19 protein-coding genes are annotated in these 18615 nt (G+C 60.8%); 8 read left to right on the top strand and 11 right to left on the bottom strand.

Annotated features, from left to right (window positions below; all coding sequences use genetic code 11):
- Together hydN and ACWYRJ_RS08615 are read right to left on the bottom strand one after the other, a co-directional pair.
- Positions 1–546, bottom strand: coding sequence for an electron transport protein HydN (gene hydN, locus ACWYRJ_RS08610; RefSeq protein WP_455507733.1), 546 nt, complete (start codon positions 544–546; stop codon positions 1–3).
- Positions 547–680: 134 nt separating this feature from the next.
- Positions 681–1694 (bottom strand): LacI family DNA-binding transcriptional regulator, encoded by a 1014-nt coding sequence (locus ACWYRJ_RS08615; protein WP_149366664.1) that lies wholly within the window; start codon positions 1692–1694, stop codon positions 681–683.
- A gap of 214 nt (positions 1695–1908) precedes the next feature.
- Between ACWYRJ_RS08615 and ascF the strand changes: the two genes are divergently transcribed.
- Positions 1909–3360: a PTS cellobiose/arbutin/salicin transporter subunit IIBC gene (ascF, locus tag ACWYRJ_RS08620; RefSeq protein WP_149366663.1), complete on the top strand. Its 1452-nt coding sequence runs from the start codon at positions 1909–1911 to the stop codon at positions 3358–3360.
- An 18-nt stretch (positions 3361–3378) separates the two neighbouring features.
- Complete coding sequence (locus ACWYRJ_RS08625) at positions 3379–4803, top strand: 6-phospho-beta-glucosidase (protein WP_149366662.1); 1425 nt, start codon at positions 3379–3381, stop codon at positions 4801–4803.
- Between the two features lie 66 nt (positions 4804–4869).
- Here ACWYRJ_RS08625 and hycI read toward each other — a convergent pair whose 3' ends face one another.
- The 9 genes from hycI to hycA form a co-directional block, all read right to left on the bottom strand.
- Complete coding sequence (gene hycI, locus ACWYRJ_RS08630; protein ID WP_149366661.1) at positions 4870–5325, bottom strand: hydrogenase maturation peptidase HycI; 456 nt, start codon at positions 5323–5325, stop codon at positions 4870–4872.
- Entirely contained in the window at positions 5318–5728 is a 411-nt protein-coding gene (locus tag ACWYRJ_RS08635; RefSeq protein ID WP_008499571.1) for a formate hydrogenlyase maturation HycH family protein, read from the bottom strand. The genes hycI and ACWYRJ_RS08635 overlap by 8 nt, the downstream gene beginning before the upstream one ends.
- Positions 5725–6492, bottom strand: coding sequence for an NADH-quinone oxidoreductase subunit B family protein (locus ACWYRJ_RS08640; protein WP_455507734.1), 768 nt, complete (start codon positions 6490–6492; stop codon positions 5725–5727). The genes ACWYRJ_RS08635 and ACWYRJ_RS08640 overlap by 4 nt, the downstream gene beginning before the upstream one ends.
- Entirely contained in the window at positions 6492–7034 is a 543-nt protein-coding gene (locus tag ACWYRJ_RS08645) for a formate hydrogenlyase complex iron-sulfur subunit (RefSeq protein WP_115876150.1), read from the bottom strand. The genes ACWYRJ_RS08640 and ACWYRJ_RS08645 overlap by 1 nt, the downstream gene beginning before the upstream one ends.
- A gap of 9 nt (positions 7035–7043) precedes the next feature.
- On the bottom strand, positions 7044–8753 hold the full coding sequence (hycE, locus tag ACWYRJ_RS08650; RefSeq protein WP_455507735.1) for a formate hydrogenlyase subunit HycE: 1710 nt from the start codon (positions 8751–8753) through the stop codon (positions 7044–7046).
- 15 nt (positions 8754–8768) lie between these two features.
- Complete coding sequence (locus tag ACWYRJ_RS08655; RefSeq protein WP_455507736.1) at positions 8769–9692, bottom strand: respiratory chain complex I subunit 1 family protein; 924 nt, start codon at positions 9690–9692, stop codon at positions 8769–8771.
- Between the two features lies 1 nt (position 9693).
- Positions 9694–11508: a formate hydrogenlyase subunit 3 gene (hycC, locus tag ACWYRJ_RS08660; protein WP_455507737.1), complete on the bottom strand. Its 1815-nt coding sequence runs from the start codon at positions 11506–11508 to the stop codon at positions 9694–9696.
- Positions 11505–12113 carry a 4Fe-4S dicluster domain-containing protein gene (locus tag ACWYRJ_RS08665; protein WP_149366656.1) on the bottom strand — a complete coding sequence of 203 codons (609 nt, stop codon included), beginning with the start codon at positions 12111–12113 and terminating at the stop codon, positions 11505–11507. Before ACWYRJ_RS08665 ends, hycC begins: the two co-directional genes overlap by 4 nt.
- Before the next feature lie 70 nt (positions 12114–12183).
- Entirely contained in the window at positions 12184–12648 is a 465-nt protein-coding gene (hycA, locus tag ACWYRJ_RS08670) for a formate hydrogenlyase regulator HycA (protein ID WP_032653166.1), read from the bottom strand.
- 210 nt (positions 12649–12858) lie between these two features.
- On the opposite strand from hycA, the gene hypA reads away from it, so the two are divergent.
- From hypA to flhA, 6 genes are read left to right on the top strand one after another with little or no spacing between them, the layout of a single operon-like run.
- Positions 12859–13209, top strand: a complete 351-nt coding sequence (hypA, locus tag ACWYRJ_RS08675; RefSeq protein ID WP_047173498.1) for a hydrogenase maturation nickel metallochaperone HypA — start codon at positions 12859–12861, stop codon at positions 13207–13209.
- A gap of 3 nt (positions 13210–13212) precedes the next feature.
- Entirely contained in the window at positions 13213–14076 is an 864-nt protein-coding gene (hypB, locus tag ACWYRJ_RS08680; protein ID WP_455507738.1) for a hydrogenase nickel incorporation protein HypB, read from the top strand.
- Positions 14067–14339, top strand: coding sequence for a HypC/HybG/HupF family hydrogenase formation chaperone (locus tag ACWYRJ_RS08685; protein WP_111965475.1), 273 nt, complete (start codon positions 14067–14069; stop codon positions 14337–14339). Before hypB ends, ACWYRJ_RS08685 begins: the two co-directional genes overlap by 10 nt.
- A gap of 2 nt (positions 14340–14341) precedes the next feature.
- Entirely contained in the window at positions 14342–15463 is a 1122-nt protein-coding gene (gene hypD, locus ACWYRJ_RS08690) for a hydrogenase formation protein HypD (RefSeq protein ID WP_455507739.1), read from the top strand.
- Positions 15460–16470: a hydrogenase expression/formation protein HypE gene (hypE, locus tag ACWYRJ_RS08695; protein WP_111965473.1), complete on the top strand. Its 1011-nt coding sequence runs from the start codon at positions 15460–15462 to the stop codon at positions 16468–16470. Before hypD ends, hypE begins: the two co-directional genes overlap by 4 nt.
- A gap of 56 nt (positions 16471–16526) precedes the next feature.
- Positions 16527–18599, top strand: coding sequence for a formate hydrogenlyase transcriptional activator FlhA (flhA, locus tag ACWYRJ_RS08700; RefSeq protein WP_455507740.1), 2073 nt, complete (start codon positions 16527–16529; stop codon positions 18597–18599).
- Positions 18600–18615 lie beyond the last annotated feature (16 nt).

An 18615-nucleotide genomic window follows, 5' to 3' on the forward strand; every position in this document is an offset into this window, starting at 1 on the left:
TCAGAACAGCAGTGATGACGAGGTGTCGAACGCCGCGCGACGGCGCTTTTCGGCGCTCATCTGCTCAAGCTTGTCGCGATCCACGCAGACCAGCGCGTGCGTCGGGCAGGCTTCCATGCAGGCCGGACCGGCGTCGCGGTGGTAGCACAGGTCGCACTTGTTGGCTTCGGCTTTCTCCGCCCGCACGCTCAGCCCCATACCGCTGTTGCGCACCACCGGACGGACCACCACCTCCATCGCGCCATACGGACAGGCGACCACGCAGGTTTTGCAGCCAATGCAGCGCTCCTGCATCACATGCACAAAGCCTTTCTCGCGTTTAATCGCCCCGTTCGGGCAGACGTTCGCGCACGGTGCGTCTTCGCACTGGCGACAGATGGCGGCGGTGGAAATATTCACGCCTTTGATGACGTGGATGCGCGGCAGGAAGGTGTCAGGGGTAAGCGACGCGCAGTCCTGCTCCGCCTGATGGGAAACCACGCACGCCACTTCACAGGTACGGCAACCAATACACTTACTGGCATCGGCCACAATAAAACGGTTCATCTGCTTCTCCAGCATTACAGTTATGCGCGGAGATATTCATAAACCGTGCCAATAATTAACTTATTGATTTTATTTGATTTTAAAAATTAAAGCGGTGCCGTCATCGTCACTTATGACGATGACAGCTGTCGACATCAGCGGTGTGGGCCGTCAATTACAGAGTCACGCAGGACAAGCTCGCCGGAGAAGGTTTGTTGATACTTAAACTCGCCGCCGTCGAGCATGAAGATCAGGCGGCTGATGGTTTCTTTAATCATCTCCGTCACCGGAATACGCACGCTGGAAAGCGACGGCACGATGTAGGGCGCGATGGCCACGTCGTCGAAACCGATCACCGACACCGCGTCCGGTGCGGCCACGCCGCTGTCGTGCAGCAGCTTCATGGCGCCGATCGCCATGTCGTCATTACTCGCCACCAGCGCCGTAAAGCGTTCACCGCGAGCAAGCAGTTCGGCAACCGCCGCCGCGCCGCTGGCGGGGTTCCACTTCCCCTGCGCAATCAGACCCTCGCGCAGCGGAATACCGTGCTGCGCCAGCGCGTCCTTATAGCCGGAGAGACGCTCAACCCCGGTGGGAGAATCCAGCGAGCCGGTGATAAACGCGATCTCCCGGTGCCCTTTCGCAATCAGCTGCGACACCGCGTCCTGGCTGGAGGCTTTATGATCTGACCAGACGCTGTGGCTGCTGTTTTTCCGCAGGCGACGGTTGAGCACCATTATGGGCTGCTCGCACTTCTCGACGATTTCATCCATTTCATCCACGCTCAGAAAACGCGGATAGATGATCACCGCGTCGCAGCGCATATCGAGCAGGTACTGGATCGCCTCGCGCTCTTCATCCGCGCTATGCTTGCCGTCCGCGAGGATCAGCTGCCGCCCCTTTTCTTCCGTCATGCGCGCGGCGTGAAACAGCAGTTCGCTAAAGTAGACGCCGTGATAAAGGGTGTTCGTCACCACCAGGCCCAGCGTCTGGGTACGTTTGGTCGCCAGGTTTCGCGCCAGCAAATTCGGGCGATAGCCGCTCTCTTCAATGGCCTGAAACACCCGATCTTTGGTTTCCTGGCTAACGTAGCCATTTCCCGACAGCACCCGGGATACCGTGGCTTTCGAAACGCCTGCCCGCTTCGCCACTTCCAGCATCGTGGTCATGTTGTTATTCCGTCTGAATCTGATGGAGCGCAGTGTACTGCACTGCAAAAAAATTGTCGCAGCGATGAAATCACGCTTTCGATACTCCATTGCGATCTGCATCACGAAACGAAAAAATGGTCAAAAAGCGATCTTGTTTCATTCATAGAAACTCATGATGATTATGTGGAACCGGTTTCCTACATTTCTCACAACAATAACAGGATCACATCCGATGGCCAAAAATTACGCTGCGCTGGCGAACGACGTCATCAGCGCGTTGGGCGGCAAAGAGAACATCATCGCCGTCACCCACTGCATGACGCGACTGCGTTTCGTTCTGAAAGATGAAACCCTCACCGATGCCGCACGCCTGAAAAGCATCAGCGGCGTCCTTGGCGTAGTGCGCAACGACAACCAGTGCCAGGTGATTATTGGCAACACGGTGTCACAGGCGTACCGCGAAGTGGTAAGCCTGCTGCCCACGGAACTGCAGCCCGCAGTGCCGGAAGGACCGCAGAAACTGACGCTGCGCCGCATTGGCGCCGGGATCCTCGACGCGCTGATCGGCACCATGTCCCCGCTGATCCCGGCGATCATCGGCGGCTCGATGGTCAAGCTGCTGGCGATGATCCTTGAGATGACCGGCGTGCTGCCAAAAGGCGCGCCGACGCTGACTATTCTGACCGTCATCGGCGACGGCGCGTTCTTCTTCCTGCCGCTGATGGTGGCAGCCTCGGCGGCGGTGAAATTCAAAACCAACATGTCGCTGGCCATCGCCATTGCGGGCGTGCTGGTGCACCCGAGCTTTATCGAGCTGATGGCAAAAGCCGCGCAGGGCGAGCACGTTGAGTTCGCCTTTATCCCGGTGACGGCGGTGAAATACACCTACACCGTCATCCCGGCGCTGGTCATGACCTGGTGCCTGTCATACATCGAACGCTGGGTGGATCGTATTACCCCGGCGGTGACGAAAAACTTCCTCAAGCCGATGCTGATCGTGCTGATTGCTGCCCCGCTCGCCATCGTGCTGATTGGCCCGCTGGGGATCTGGATCGGTAGCGCCATCTCCGCGCTGGTCTACACCATTCACGGCTACCTGGGCTGGCTCTCCGTCGCCATTATGGGCGCGCTCTGGCCGCTGCTGGTGATGACCGGGATGCATCGCGTGTTTACGCCGACCATCATTCAGACCATTGCCGAGACGGGCAAAGAAGGGATGGTGATGCCGTCGGAAATTGGCGCCAACCTGTCGCTCGGCGGCTCTTCGCTGGCGGTGGCGTGGAAAACCAAAAACCCGGAGCTGCGCCAGACGGCGCTGGCGGCGGCAGCCTCCGCCATTATGGCGGGGATTTCTGAACCGGCACTGTACGGCGTGGCGGTGCGTCTGAAACGTCCGCTGATTGCGAGCCTGATCAGCGGCTTTATCTGCGGCGCGGTGGCCGGTATCGCGGGTCTTGCCAGCCACTCGATGGCGGCTCCGGGGCTGTTTACCAGCGTGCAGTTCTTCGATCCGGCCAACCCGATGACCATCGTCTGGGTGTTTGGCGTGATGGGTCTGGCAGTGGTGCTGTCGTTTGTTCTGACCCTGCTTTTAGGGTTTGAGGATATCCCTGTCGAAGACGACGCCGAAAAAGCGCGCGCCCTGCAGACCGCACCGGTACAGAACAACGCAGCAAAAGCATAAATTGAAAGCGAGGTAAGAATGTCTGTTTTTCCACAAGGATTTTTATGGGGCGGCGCGCTTGCCGCCAACCAGAGCGAAGGTGCGTACCGTGAAGGCGGCAAAGGGCTGACGACGGTCGATATGATCCCCCACGGCGCGAACCGCCTGGCGGTGAAGCTTGGTAAGGAAAAGCGTTTCTCGCTGCGTGACGACGAATTCTACCCGAGCCACGAGGCGATTGATTTTTACCATCGCTATAAAGAGGACATCGCCCTGATGGCGGAGATGGGCTTTACGGTGTTCCGCACCTCGATCGCCTGGAGCCGCCTCTATCCGAACGGCGACGAACCGCTGCCGAATAAAGAGGGTATTGCCTTTTACCGCGCGGTGTTCGAGGAGTGCAAAAAATACAACATCGAGCCGCTGGTGACGCTCTGCCACTTCGACGTGCCGATGCACCTGGTGACGGAGTACGGCTCCTGGCGCAACCGCAAGATGGTGGATTTCTTCGCCCGCTACGCCCGCACCTGCTTTGAGGAATTTAACGGGCTGGTGAAATACTGGCTGACCTTCAACGAAATCAACATCATGCTGCACAGCCCGTTCTCCGGGGCGGGACTGGTGTTTGAGGAAGGCGAAAACGAAGACCAGGTGAAATACCAGGCCGCGCACCACGAGCTGGTGGCGAGCGCGCTGGCGACCAAAATTGCCCACGAGGTGAACCCGGAAAACCAGGTCGGCTGCATGCTGGCGGGCGGGAATTTCTATCCGTACTCCTGCAAGCCGGAAGACGTGTGGATGGCGCTGGAGAAAGACCGCGAGAATCTGTTCTTTATCGACGTGCAGGCGCGCGGCAGCTATCCGGCTTACTCCGCCCGCGTGTTCCGCGAGAAAGGCGTGGTGATTGTAAAAGATCCCGGCGACGACGAACTGCTGAAAAATACCGTCGACTTTGTCTCGTTCAGCTATTACGCCTCGCGCTGCGCCTCGGCGGATATGAATGCGAACAACACCAGTGCGGCGAACATCGTCAAATCCCTGCGCAACCCGCACATTCAGGTGAGCGAATGGGGCTGGGGCATCGACCCGCTCGGCCTGCGCATCACCATGAACATGATGTACGACCGCTACCAGAAGCCGCTGTTCCTGGTGGAAAACGGCCTCGGGGCGAAAGATGTCGTTGATGAAAACGGCGAGATTAACGACGACTACCGCATCAGCTATCTGCGCGAGCACATCCGCGCGATGGGCGACGCGATTGAGGACGGCGTGCCGCTGATGGGCTACACCACCTGGGGCTGCATTGACCTGGTTTCGGCCTCAACAGGCGAGATGAGCAAGCGCTACGGGTTTGTGTACGTCGACCGCGACGACGCCGGGAACGGCACGCTGGAGCGGAAACGTAAGAAATCGTTCGGATGGTATAAGAAGGTGATTGCGAGTAACGGGGCGGATCTCGAGTAGCCTGTTTTGCCGGGTGGCGGCTTCGCCTTACCCGGCCTAAAAACCGTAGGCCCGGTAAGCCGCTGCTCAGAGCTGAGAAAACCCTCCGTCTCCAGCCCACCCGGCTAGTCGTGAATACACCTCCTCCACCGCCGCCTTCACTGGCGGCGTCATCGGGTAATAAAACCCGACAATGTCCGGCTGGATCCCTAAAAACAGCACCTCGCCCACGTCACCTTTGATCTGATCCACAAGGTAGTTCAGCGGCATATTGTGGGTGGTCATCATAAACATCTCGGCGATGTCGTCCGGGTCAATCAGGCGGATCTCGCCGGGGTTGAGCCCCATATCGGTGGCATCGACGATTAACAGCCTGTCCGGACGCAGTTCGCGAATGGCGACCACGTCGTTTTCCGGCGCGCTGCCGCCGTCAATGACCACCCAACTGCCCTGCGGGTTGGCGGCGCACATCTCCGCCAGCAGCGGACCCGCGCCGTCGTCGCCCATCATGCTGTTGCCGACACACAGTAAAACGTCAGTCACGTAATCTCCTCACCATCAGGTAGATGGCGCTCTCCTGATGAATATCATGCAGCATGCCGAGCAGCGTTTTGCTCCACGCCTGCTGCTCGGGGGTTTGCCTGCCGAGCGCCGCGTCAAAGGCGTTGGCGAGCATGGCAATGTGGTTCACATCGATCACGATCTCGCCGTACTTCGGCACGCCTTCCATCTTGCGCCGCGCCGTGCTGCCCTCCTCCAGCGTGGCGATCCACGCCAGATATTCCGGCCACGGGCAGCTCAGCGCGGCCTCCAGGCAGTCAATCACCCCGAGGTGATGCCCAATCGCCAGGCTGTAATAGACCACCTGCTGCGCCGCGTCGGGCGTGGCATCGTTCTCATCAATAAACTTACGGCTCAACTGGCTGAACACCACCGTTTCACTCATCGGATACGCGCCTCATCGACGATGCTGTTCAGGTTCGCCACGATCTCATTGAGGCGCGGATCGTTTTCCGCCTCCAGCCAGCGCGCCACCTGATGCTCGCCCTGGCTCAGCAAGCGCAGATAATCATCGGCAATCTGACGCCCGTAGCGATAGCCCGCCAGCCTGCGCGCCATGCGGTCGACCTTCACCCGCAGCGGCTGCACCATGTCCGGGTGCAGAATGGCGGCAGGCTGGTTGTCCAGCTTGCCCGGCTCGCGGGCGTGGATTTTCTGCTCCAGCAGGCCGAGCGCCATGGCAAAGCCGTACAGCGTGGCGGCGGGCGTCGGCGGACAGCCCGGAATGTAGACGTCCACCGGCACGATTTTGTCGGTGCCGCCCCAGACGCAGTAAAGGTCATGGAAGATGCCGCCGCTGTTGCCGCAGGCGCCGTACGAGATGCAGATTTTCGGGTCCGGCGCGGACTGCCAGGCGCGCAGCGCGGGCGAGCGCATGGCGCGGGTGACGGCCCCGGTGAACAGCAGGATGTCCGCATGACGCGGGGACGGCACCACCTTGATGCCGAAGCGCTCGGCGTCAAACAGCGGCGACAGCGTAGCGAAGATCTCGATCTCGCAGCCGTTACAGCCGCCGCAGTCCACGCGGTAGACGTAGGCCGAGCGTTTGATTTTTTTCAGCAGCGACGCCTTCATGCTGGCGATGGATTCGTCCACCGTCATCGGCACCGGAATGCCGTTAGCGTCGCGCGGGCCCAGTAGGTTTTCCATCAGCTGGCCTCTCTCATGTGGCGGGTGATATCAATGCGGTCGGACGGCAGCAGGCACTTCTGACGCTTGCACGCCGGGCAGGTTTCAAAGCTTTCGCGGTGATGCTCCGCGCGGGCGTCGCCGTTGTGCTGCAGCAGCGCGATGGCGTAGTCGATCTCTTTCTGCACGGCGAACGGACGTCTGCAGACGCGGCAGCTGCACAGGTCAAAGCGCGACTGCTGCAGAAAATCCTCTTTCTTCCACACCGCCAGCTCGTACTCCTGCGACAGGCGAATGGCGACCGTCGGGCAGACCTCCTCGCAGCGGCCGCAGAAGATGCAGCGCCCGAGGTTAAACTGCCAGGCCAGCTCGCCGGTTTTGAGATCCGTTTCCACCGTTAAGGCGTTCGACGGACAGGCGTTGACGCAGGCCGCGCAGCCGATGCACTGCTGCGGGTTGTGCTCCGGCTTGCCGCGAAAGTTTTTATCCACCGGCATCGGCTCCAGCGGATAGCTGCTGGTTTGCGTGCCGGTTTTGATCGCTTTTTTGATAAAGGTAAACATGACTAATCCTTATTTCAGCGGCGAGTTCTTACGCTCGATGCTGTAGCGCTCAAGCTCTTTGTACGGCACCACCTGGCTTTTCTTCTTGCGCACGTCGACGACGGTCATGCGGTCGGTGCAGGAGTAGCACGGGTCGAGGCTGCCGATGATCAGCGGCGCATCGGAAACCGTGTTGCCGCGCAGCATGTAACGCAGGGTTGGCCAGTTGGCGTAGGTCGCCGCACGGCAGCGCCAGCGGTAAAGCTTCTGGTTGTCGCCGGTCATGCTCCAGTGAATGTCGTCCCCGCGCGGCGCTTCGGCAAAGCCGAGGGCAAAGCGGTTCGGAATGTAGGTGAAGCCCTCCACCATCAGCGGGCCGCCAGGCAGGTTATCAAGGCCGTAGTCGATCATGTTCAGCGCCGTGAACACCTCGTTGATGCGCACCTTGAGGCGAGAGATGACGTCGCAGCCCTGCTCGCTGTGCACGGTCATCGGCAGCAGGCCGTAGCCGACGAACGGGTGATCGGCACGGGTGTCGCGGGCGTGGCCGCTGGCGCGCACCATCGGGCCGACGTTGCTGAAGTCGCGGGCAATTTCCGGGTCAAGACGGCCGATGCCGACGGTGCGCTGCTCGATGTTTGGCGTACTGAGCAGCATATCCACCAGCTCCTGCACGTCGCGGCGCATCTGCTGCGCCAGCTGGCGGGTCTGGATCATGTCGTTTTTCAGCAGGTCGCGACGGATCCCGCCGATCAGGTTCAGACCGTACGTTTTGCGCGCCCCGGTGAGGATCTCCGCCATCTTCATCGACGCTTCGCGCACGCGGAAGAACTGCATAAACCCGGAATCAAACCCGACGAAGTGACAGGCCAGGCCGAGGTTCAGCAGGTGCGAGTGCAGGCGCTCCACCTCAAGCAGAATGGCGCGGATCATCTGCGCGCGTTCCGGCACCACGATCCCCATGCCGTTCTCCACCGAGGTAGTGTAGGCGGTGCTGTGGGCGAAGCCGCAGATGCCGCACACGCGGTCAGAGAGGAAGGTCACTTCGTTGTAGCCCATGCGGGTTTCCGCCAGCTTTTCCATCCCGCGGTGGACGTAGAACAGACGGTAGTCGGCGTCGATAATGTTTTCGCCGTCGACGAACAGGCGGAAGTGGCCCGGTTCGTCGGAGGTGACGTGCAGCGGGCCGATCGGCACCACGTTGTTCTTCTTGCTGCCCAGCTCGTTGATGAACTCGTAAGTTTCGCTGTCGGTAGTTGGGGCCGGACGCTGGCGGTAGTCCATGCTGTCTTTACGCAGCGGATAGAGTTCGTCCGGCCAGTCGTCAGGCAGCACCAGGCGGCGCTCGTCCGGCAGGCCGACCGGCATCAGACCGTACATGTCGCGCACTTCGCGCTCGCCCCAGACGGCCGCGGGCACGCGGGGCGTGACGGACGGGTATTCTGGCTTATTCGGGTCGACCTCGACGCGCACGGTGAGCCAGCACTTTTCGCCCTGCTCCATCGACATCACGTAGTACACCGCATAGTTGCCGCACAGCTGGCGCTCGTCGTTACCGAACAGCACCGACAGCCAGCCGCCCTGCTGGTAGTAGAGAAACTCCACCACTTCCGGCAGATAGTTCACCTTAATGGTGACGGTTATCTGGTCTTTGGTTTGCCAGGACTCCTCTAGCACCACGCCGGGGAAAGCCTGATGCAATGCGGCGAGATACTGCTGACCTTTCTTTTCTTCAGACATAAATACTCTCTTTAATCACGCCACCAGCAAGGAGACGAACGCTAAAAATGCACAACCAAACCCGGCCCAGGTGATGCGGGACGTTTCCAAAAAACGCAGACGCGCCATGCTGTTTTCGAACAGGGCAATTACCAGCACGCCGACCAGCAGCTTGAGGGCGGCAACCACGACGGCCAGCAGCAGACCGCCCGCGGAGAAGTGCGTCATCTGCCCCCACGGGAAGAAGACGCCGACAAACATCTGCAACACCACCAGCTGTTTGAGGCTAATGCCCCACTTCAGCACCGCAAAGCCGTAGCCGCTGTACTCGGTGAGCGGCCCTTCCTGCAGTTCCTGCTCGGCTTCCGCCAGATCGAACGGCAGTTTGCCCATCTCGATAAAGGTGGCGAACGCGCAAGCGCACAGCGCCAGCACCAGCGGAATGGAGCGGGCAACCGGCCAGTGGTAGACGGCGTGGGTGATAAAGCTGATGTGGGTGGAGCCCGCAACCTGCGCGGCAACCCACAGCCCCAGCAGCAGGATCGGCTCAACCAGCACGCCGAGCATCGCCTCGCGGCTGGCACCGATGCCGGTAAACGGGCTCCCGGTGTCCAGGCCCGCGATGGCAAAGAAGAAGCGGGCGATAGCGAAGAGGTAGATAAGCGTGATCAGATCGCCGAGCGCCGGCAGCGGCGACGCCACCGTCACCACCGGCAGCGCGGTGGCGATGGTCAGCATCACGCCCACCATCACAAACGGCGTCAGACGAAAGATCCAGCCTGCGGCATCCGGCGCCACGCTCTGGCGAGAAAACAGCTTGAAGAGATCGCGATACTCCTGGAGCACACCAGGGCCGCGACGGTTGTGCATCCGGGCGCGCGCCACGCGCGTGATGCCCGATAGCAGCGGCGCCACGGCGAACAACACCAGCGCCTGAAGAATTGCCAGTAACAGACTCATGTCAGGCTCCTCGTGAAATCACAATGACCACCAGCACCGCCAGTTCGATCAGCGCCAGACGGCGGAACAGCGCGGGTGCGGCAGCGCTCTGCCAGCCGGGTACCCAGCCGACCGGGTTCAGCCAGTGGCGCAGCTTCAGCACGGCGGCAAAGTTTTCTTTTACCGGCATGGCGAAGCCGTGGGCGGTAATGACCATCGACTGTTCGTGTTCGTAGCCGCAGGCCCACGCCGCACCGCGCGAGCGGGAGGCGAGCCGGTCGCGTTTGAAGAACATCATCAGGATGAGCGGTAGCAGCGGTGCGCCAATCAGCAGCAGCGCAATCATTGGCTGAGAGACGGTGGTATTCGCCACGGTCAGCGGCAGCGGAATGGCGTTGCCCAGCAGCGGTAGCAGCCACGGCGCAGCGACGCCGCCCGCAATGCAGCACAGCGCCAGCGCGACCACGCTCACGCCCATCAACAACGGTGCGCAGCAGGCGTTTTCCGCTTCGCGGGTGCGCGGCGCACCGAGGAAGGTCACGCCGTAGACTTTCGCCATGCACATCACCGCCAGCGCCCCGGTAATCGCCAGCCCGACCGCCAGCAGCGGCCCCAGCAGACGAGCGATAAACGCATCGCTCTGACCGAGGGCGAAGAAGGACTGATAGATCACCCACTCCCCGGCAAAGCCGTTCAGCGGCGGCAGCGCGGCCATCGCCATCAGCCCGACCAGCATCGCCAGTGAAATCACCGGCATCTTTTTGCCAATCCCACCGAGCTTTTCGATATCCCGATGGCCGGTGCGGAACCAGACGCTTCCCGCGCCGAGGAACAGCGTACTTTTAAACAGACTGTGGTTGACGAGGTGATAAAGACCGCCGATAAAACCGGCCGCAATCAGCGCCGGCTGGTTGAGCGCCAGCCCGGTCACGCCCGCGCCAATGCCAAGCAGGATGATGCCGATATTCTCCAGCGTGTGGTACGCCAGAAGACGCTGGATATTGTGCTCCATCAGCGCGTACAGGCCACCGACGAACGCCGTAATCATGCCGGCGACCAGCAGCACAACGCCCCACCACAGCGGCGGCTGGCCGCCGGTCAGCGTAATCGCCAGAATCCCGAACAGACCCACTTTCATCACCACCACAGAAAACAGCGCGGCGGCGGGCGCGGAGGCATCCGCATGCGCCTGCGGCACCCAGCCGTGCAGCGGAATGATTCCGGCGAGCAGGCCAAAGCCGAGCACGCCCAGCAGCCAGACGTCATTGCCCAGCGGATGCCCGTTGAGCACAGAGAAATCCAGCGTGCCGAAGCGCTGCCACACCAGCCAGCAGGCCAGCGCCAGCAGCAGCGTTCCGAGGCGTCCCAGCACAAACCACAGCTTGCCGGAGGCGCTACAGCCCGTCAGGAACACGCCGCACAGCGCCATGATCTCCGCCATCACCACCAGCGCGCCGAGGTTGCTGGCGGTCACGGTACAGATCGCCGTCGCCATCAGCAGGTTAACCAGCAGGCCGTTGGCCCTGGCGTGCGGATGGCGGTGCCAGTCGATATTGAACAGGCTGATAAACACCCCGCACAGGCCAAACGTCACCAGCCAGATGGCGTTCAGGGGAGTGATCTCAACCGTGTGGCGAATCAGCGGCATCACGGTCTCTGCCGACTGGCCGCCGAGCAGAACAACGCCGCCTGCCGCCAGCGTCATCAGGCTAGCGACTGCCCCGCCGAGCCCGGCGATCGCGCCGCTCAGGGTTTTATGGAATGAGAAGATCGGCGCCAGAACGGCGGCGACCGCAAAACAGGCTACCGCGCTGGTAATCATCATCACCGCGTTCATTTCACCCCCTCGTTAAGCGCCTGTAGCAGAGAAAGGTCGCCAAAATCACTGTTGATGGTCAGCTCGCGTTTGCGCTTGCTGGTACGGGCGATGTCGCGAATGTTAACCAGAATCAACGCTTTAGTCGGGCAGGTGCGCACGCAGGCCGGGCCCTGATCATCGAAGCTGCACAGGTCGCATTTCACCGCAACGGCACGGATGCCGGGCACCCAGTCCAAAAGCGAGCTTACGCGCGCAGGCGCCGGCGGCGCGGGCGGGGCTTTTGGCGAGTTGGCATTCGCCGGGATATGCAGCGGTCGGCTGCCGGAAAACTCAATCGCGCCGAACGGGCAGGCAATGCCGCACAGCTTGCAGCTTACGCACAGGCTTTCGTTCAGCTGGACAGCGCCATCCACGCGGGTGATGGCATTTACAGGACAGACACCCGCGCACGGGGCATCCTCACAGTGATGGCAGAGCTGCGGGGCAGACTCTTTTTCATTGCGCATGACGTGCAGGCGCGGCATGGACTGCAGCCCATGCAGGCGATGCGTTTCCGAACACGCCGCCTCACAGGTTCGACAGCCAATGCAGACCGTCGAGTCAGCAATTACAAAACGGTTCACCGGGTTATCCTCTGGTGATAGTCATTTTTGTCGAAAAGCTGTCTTGTCGACACTTCTCGACACGCATGGGTCAGGCCACGTTCGCTGAGGCATTTCCGTCCATCAGCTGCTTCAGGTTGACCGGAAGATCGTGCTCAACGGCGGCGTACAGGCCGTTATAAACCGGCGCGATTTTTTCCAGATAGTGTTCCAGCACCTGCTGGCGATCGCGGTTGCTGACGTGGCCGTCCACCATGCCATCCGCCATCAGCTGCGCCTTCGCAATACACTGTTTTTCGCCGTCTTTTGTCTCGAGGTAGTACTCAATGGTGTGGCTGTTGAAGTTGTCCGCCAGGGTAACGTTGATGGTGAAATGGCCGAACAGGACGAAGCGCATGTCGCCCTGCGCCGCGCAGCTCATCGCGTGGTGAAGACGCGCTTTCGACAAGGTAATGCCCTGAACCAGAGAGTTGCAGTAAAGGTGCCACTGGTCCTGTAACTGTTGATGACGCTGCGCGATGTAATCCGCTTTTTCGCTGATTTCCCAAATAGTCATAGAAGGTATCCGGTTAATGGAGATAGCGGCTGTTAAGCAGATTCCATGCCAGTTTTTATCTTTATGATTTTCAATACGTTTATCTTACGAATCGCTGTCAACATCGCGGTGTCGACGTGTCATTTCGACAGCGTTGACATCGTCACGCCCTGACAAAAATCGAGCTGGCACCGTTATTGCATTACCGGGGCAATTCATTGAGGAGGCGTCATGCACGAAATCACCCTCTGCCAGCGGGCTCTTGAACTTATCGAACAGCAGGCAGTGCAAAACCACGCGAAACGCGTCACCGGCGTCTGGCTGAAGGTCGGAGCATTTTCCTGCGTCGAGACCAGCGCCCTGACCTTCTGTTTTGAGCTGGTCTGCCGCGGCACGCTGGCGGAAGGCTGCGAACTGCATATTGAAGAACAGCAGGCGGAGTGCTGGTGCGAGCAGTGCCAGCAGTACGTCACCCTGGTGTCATCAAAGGTACAGCGCTGCCCGCAGTGTCAGAGCACCGGTCTGCGCATCGTGGCGGATGACGGCATGCAGATCCAACGCCTCGAAATCGAGAAGGAGTAAAGTATGTGTAGTACCTGCGGTTGCGCCGAAGGCAACCTGTATATAGAAGGGGATGAACACCGCCCCCACTCCGCGTTTCGCTCCGCGCCCTTTTCCCCCGCACCGCGCCCTGCGGCAGCCCTGACCGGCATTACCTTTGCGCCGCAACGCTCCGATGCGGGCGACCTGCATTACGGCCACGGCGAAGCGGGCACTCACGCGCCGGGCATGAGCCAGCGCCAGATGCTGGAGGTGGAAATCAACGTGCTGGACAAGAATAACCAGATCGCCACCCGCAACCGCGCCCGCTTTGCCACCCGCAAACAGCTGGCGCTGAACCTTGTCTCCAGCCCCGGCTCCGGCAAAACCACGCTACTAACCGAAACGCTCAAGCGCCTGAACGGGCTTGTCTCCTGCGCGGTGATCGAAGGCGACCAGCAAACCGTTAACGATGCGGCGCGCATTCGCGAAACCGGCACCCCGGCGATTCAGGTCAACACCGGTAAAGGCTGCCACCTCGATGCGCAGATGATTGCCGACGCTGCCCCGCGCCTGCCGCTGGCGGATAACGGCATCCTGTTTATTGAAAACGTTGGCAACCTCGTCTGCCCGGCGAGCTTCGACCTGGGCGAACGACACAAGGTGGCGGTGCTTTCGGTGACCGAAGGCGAAGACAAACCGCTGAAGTACCCGCACATGTTTGCCGCCGCGTCCATCATGCTGCTGAACAAGGTCGACCTGCTGCCGTACCTGAATTTCGACGTGGATAAGTGCGTGGCGTATGCCCGCGACGTGAATCCGGATATTGAGATCCTGCTGGTCTCCGCCACGCGCGGCGACGGCATGGACGGCTGGCTACACTGGCTGGAGAGCGAACGATGTGCATAGGCGTACCGGGACAAATTCACGCCATCGACGGTAATCAGGCCAAAGTCGAGGTCTGCGGCATCCTGCGCGATGTCGACCTGACGCTGGTGGGCACCACCGATGAGAGCGGCGCATCGCGTCTCGGCCAGTGGGTGCTGGTCCACGTGGGGTTTGCCATGAGCGTGATTAACGAAGCGGAAGCCCGCGACACGCTCGACGCCCTGCAAAATATGTTCGACGTGGAGCCTGACGTGGGCGCGCTGCTGTACGGCGAGGAGCGATAATCATGCGTTACGTTGATGAATACCGCGCGCCGGAGCAGGTGCTGCAGCTTATCGGCCACCTGAAAACGCGCGCAGCGCGGCTGGACTACACGGCGGAAAAACCGCTGCGGATCATGGAGGTATGCGGCGGGCACACGCACGCCATCTTCAAATTTGGCCTCGACCAGCTGTTGCCGGAAAACATTGAGTTTATCCACGGCCCCGGCTGCCCGGTCTGCGTGCTGCCGATGGGGCGCATCGACAGCTGTATTGAAATTGCCAGCCAGCCCGACGTCATTTTCTGCACCTTTGGCGACGCGATGCGCGTGCCGGGGAAAAATGGTTCGCTGCTGCAGGCGAAAGCGCGCGGCGCAGACATCCGGATCGTCTATTCGCCGATGGATGCCCTGACGCTGGCAGCGGATAACCCCGCGCGCAAGGTGGTGTTTTTTGGCCTGGGGTTTGAAACCACCATGCCCGCCACCGCCATCACGCTGCAGCAGGCGAAAGCGCGCGGCGTCGAGAATTTTTTCTTCTTCTGCCAGCACATTACGCTCATCCCCACCCTGCGCAGCCTGCTGGAAGAGCCAGGCAACGGCATTGACGCCTTTCTGGCACCGGGCCACGTCAGCATGGTGATTGGCACAGACGCCTACGGTTTTATCGCTGAACAGTACAATCGTCCGTTAGTGGTCGCTGGTTTCGAACCACTTGATCTACTGCAAGGTGTCATCATGCTGGTTGAGCAGAAAATAGCGGCCCTGAGCGCGGTCGAAAACCAGTACCGCCGCGTGGTGCCGGATGCGGGAAATGAACGGGCGCAGCAGGCGATAGCCGACGTATTTAGCGTTGAGGGCGACAGCGAGTGGCGTGGTCTGGGGCTGATTGCCGAATCCGGCGTGCGCCTGACGCCAGCCTATCGCGCGTTCGACGCCGAAGCGCATTTCCGCCCGCAGCCGCAGCAGGTTTGCGACGATCCCCGTGCCCGCTGCGGCGAGGTGCTCACCGGCAAATGCAAACCGCATCAGTGCCCGTTATTTGGCAATACCTGTAACCCGCAAACGGCCTTTGGCGCGCTGATGGTCTCCTCCGAAGGGGCGTGTGCCGCGTGGTATCAGTATCGCAACCAGGAGAGCGAAGCATGAATACGGTTGAAATGGCGCACGGCAGCGGCGGACAGGCGATGCAGCAGCTGATTAACCGGCTGTTTATGGAGGCCTTTAACAACCCCTGGCTCGCCGAACAGGAAGACCAGGCGCGCATTGACCTCGCCACCCTCACCGCCCAGGGCGACCGGCTGGCCTTCTCCACCGACAGCTACGTCATTGACCCGCTGTTCTTCCCGGGCGGCGATATCGGCAAGCTCGCCGTCTGCGGCACGGCGAACGACGTCGCCGTCAGCGGCGCCGTTCCGCGCTACCTCTCCTGCGGGTTTATCCTTGAAGAGGGATTACCGATGGAGACGCTCGCGGCCGTGGTCAACAGCATGGCGCAGACCGCGCGCGAGGCGGGAATAGCTATCGTCACCGGCGACACCAAAGTGGTGCAGCGCGGCGCGGCCGACAAGCTGTTTATCAACACCGCCGGAATGGGCGCGATCCCCCCCGATATTCACTGGGGCGCGCAGCGCCTCAGCGTGGGCGACGTGCTGATCGTGACCGGCACGCTGGGCTGCCACGGGGCGACCATCCTGAACCTGCGCGAAGGCCTGGGGCTGGACGGCGAACTGCGCAGCGACTGCGCGGTACTCACCCCGCTGATTCAGACGCTGCGCGGTATTCCCGGCGTGAAGGCCCTGCGGGATGCCACGCGAGGCGGTGTCAACGCCGTGGTTCACGAGTTTGCGGCAAGCTGCGGGTACGGGATTGAACTCACCGAGCGCAGCCTGCCCGTTAAGCCCGCCGTTCGCGGGCTTTGCGAACTGCTGGGTCTGGACCCGCTCAACTTTGCAAACGAAGGCAAGCTGGTGATTGGCGTTGAACGGGCCGCGGCACAAGCTGTTCTTGAACAGCTGCAGGCTCATCCGTCAGGAAAAGAGGCGGCGATGATTGGTGAAGTGGTTGAGCGCAAAGGGGTGCGCCTGACCGGACTTTATGGCGTGAAGCGCACGCTGGATCTGCCGCACGCTGAACCCTTACCCCGTATTTGCTAGGCCGCGCCACAAGCGGCCAGCATGGATTTTTTTGCTCGTTTCTACTGGAAAGCACTATGCCGTATACACCGATGAGCGATCTTGGACAGCAGGGTCTGTTTGACATTACGCGCACACTTTTACAGCAACCCGATCTCGGCGCGCTGAGCGATGCCCTGACGCGGCTGGTCAGGCAATCGGCGCTGGCGGACAGCGCCGCGATTGTGCTCTGGCATAGCGGAACGCAGCGCGCGAGCTACTTCTCAACGCGTGATAATGGCAAAACGTTTGAATACGAGGACGAAACGTACCTCGCGCATGGCCCGGTGCGCCGCATTCTCTCCAGACCTGAAGTGCTGCACTGCAACTTTGAGGAATTTCAACAGGCGTGGCCGCGGCTCGCGGAGAGCAACCTCTATCAGCCGTTCGGGCATTACTGCATGCTGCCGCTGGCTGCAGAGGGCCAGATTTTTGGCGGATGCGAGTTTATCCGCACGACCGACCAGCCCTGGAGCGAGGCGGAATACGAGCGCCTGCACACCTTTACCCAGATAGTGGCCGTCGTCGCGGAGCAGATCCAAAGCCGAGTGACGAATAACGTGGATTACGACCTGCTCAGCCGCGAACGCGACAACTTCCGCATTCTGGTCGCCATCACCAACGCCGTACTCTCCCGCCTGGACATGGATGAGCTGGTCAGCGAAGTCTCGAAAGAGATCCACCACTATTTCAAAATCGACGCCATAAGCATTGCGCTTCGCGGGCATCGCAAGGGCAAGCTGAACATATACTCCACGCATTATCTCGATGAAGCCAACCCGGCGCACGAGCAGAGCGAGGTGGATGAAGCGGGCACTCTTTCTGAACGGGTCTTCAAAAGCAAAGAGATCCTCCTGATCAACCTCAACGAGCAGGATCCGGTCGCGCCGTACGAGCGGATGCTGTTCAACACCTGGGGCAACAAAATCCAGACCCTGTGCCTGCTGCCCCTGATGTCCGGCAACACCATGCTGGGCGTGCTGAAGCTGGCACAGTGCGAGGAAGGCGTGTTCACCACCGCCAACCTGAAGCTGCTGCGTCAGATCGCCGAGCGTATCTCCATCGCGCTCGATAACGCGCTTGCCTATCAGGAGATCCACCGTCTGAAAGAGCGGCTGGTGGATGAAAACCTGGCCCTGACCGAACAGCTCAACAACGTGGACAGCGAGTTTGGTGAAATCATCGGGCGCAGCGACGCCATGTACAGCGTGCTCAAGCAGGTTGAGATGGTGGCGCAGAGCGACAGCACGGTGCTGATCCTGGGCGAAACCGGTACGGGTAAAGAGCTGATTGCCCGCGCCATCCACAACCTGAGCAACCGCAACAGCCGTCGGATGGTGAAGATGAACTGCGCCGCGATGCCCGCAGGGCTGCTGGAAAGCGATCTGTTCGGCCACGAACGGGGTGCCTTCACCGGGGCCAGCAGCCAGCGGCTGGGCCGTTTTGAGCTGGCAGACAAAAGCTCGCTGTTCCTTGACGAAGTGGGCGATATGCCGCTGGAGCTACAGCCGAAACTGCTGCGCGTCCTGCAGGAGCAGGAGTTTGAGCGTCTTGGCAGCAACAAGCTTATCCAGACCGACGTGCGGCTGATTGCCGCGACTAACCGCGACCTGAAAAAAATGGTCGCCGACCGCGAGTTTCGCAGCGATCTCTACTATCGCCTGAACGTCTTCCCGATCTTCCTGCCGCCGCTGCGCGAGCGCCCGGAAGATATCCCCCTGCTGGTCAAAGCCTTTACCGCGAAGATCGCGCGTCGGATGGGGCGAAACATCGACAGCATTCCTGCCGAGACGTTGCGTACCCTTTCATCGATGGAATGGCCCGGCAACGTGCGCGAGCTGGAAAACGTCATTGAACGCGCGGTGCTGCTGACGCGCGGTAACGTGCTGCAACTCTCCCTGCCTGAAGTGACGCTGCCTGACGCGATCGCGCCCGCCGCCGAGACGGCGAAAGAGGGAGAAGATGAATATCAGCTCATTATGCGCGTGCTGAAAGAGACCAACGGCGTGGTCGCCGGGCCGAAAGGTGCCGCCCAGCGCCTGGGGTTAAAACGCACCACCCTGCTGTCGCGCATGAAGCGTCTCGGTATTGATAAAGAGAGCCTCATTTAAGGCCTTATTCCGGCGG

This window comes from Enterobacter sp., assembly GCF_977039595.1.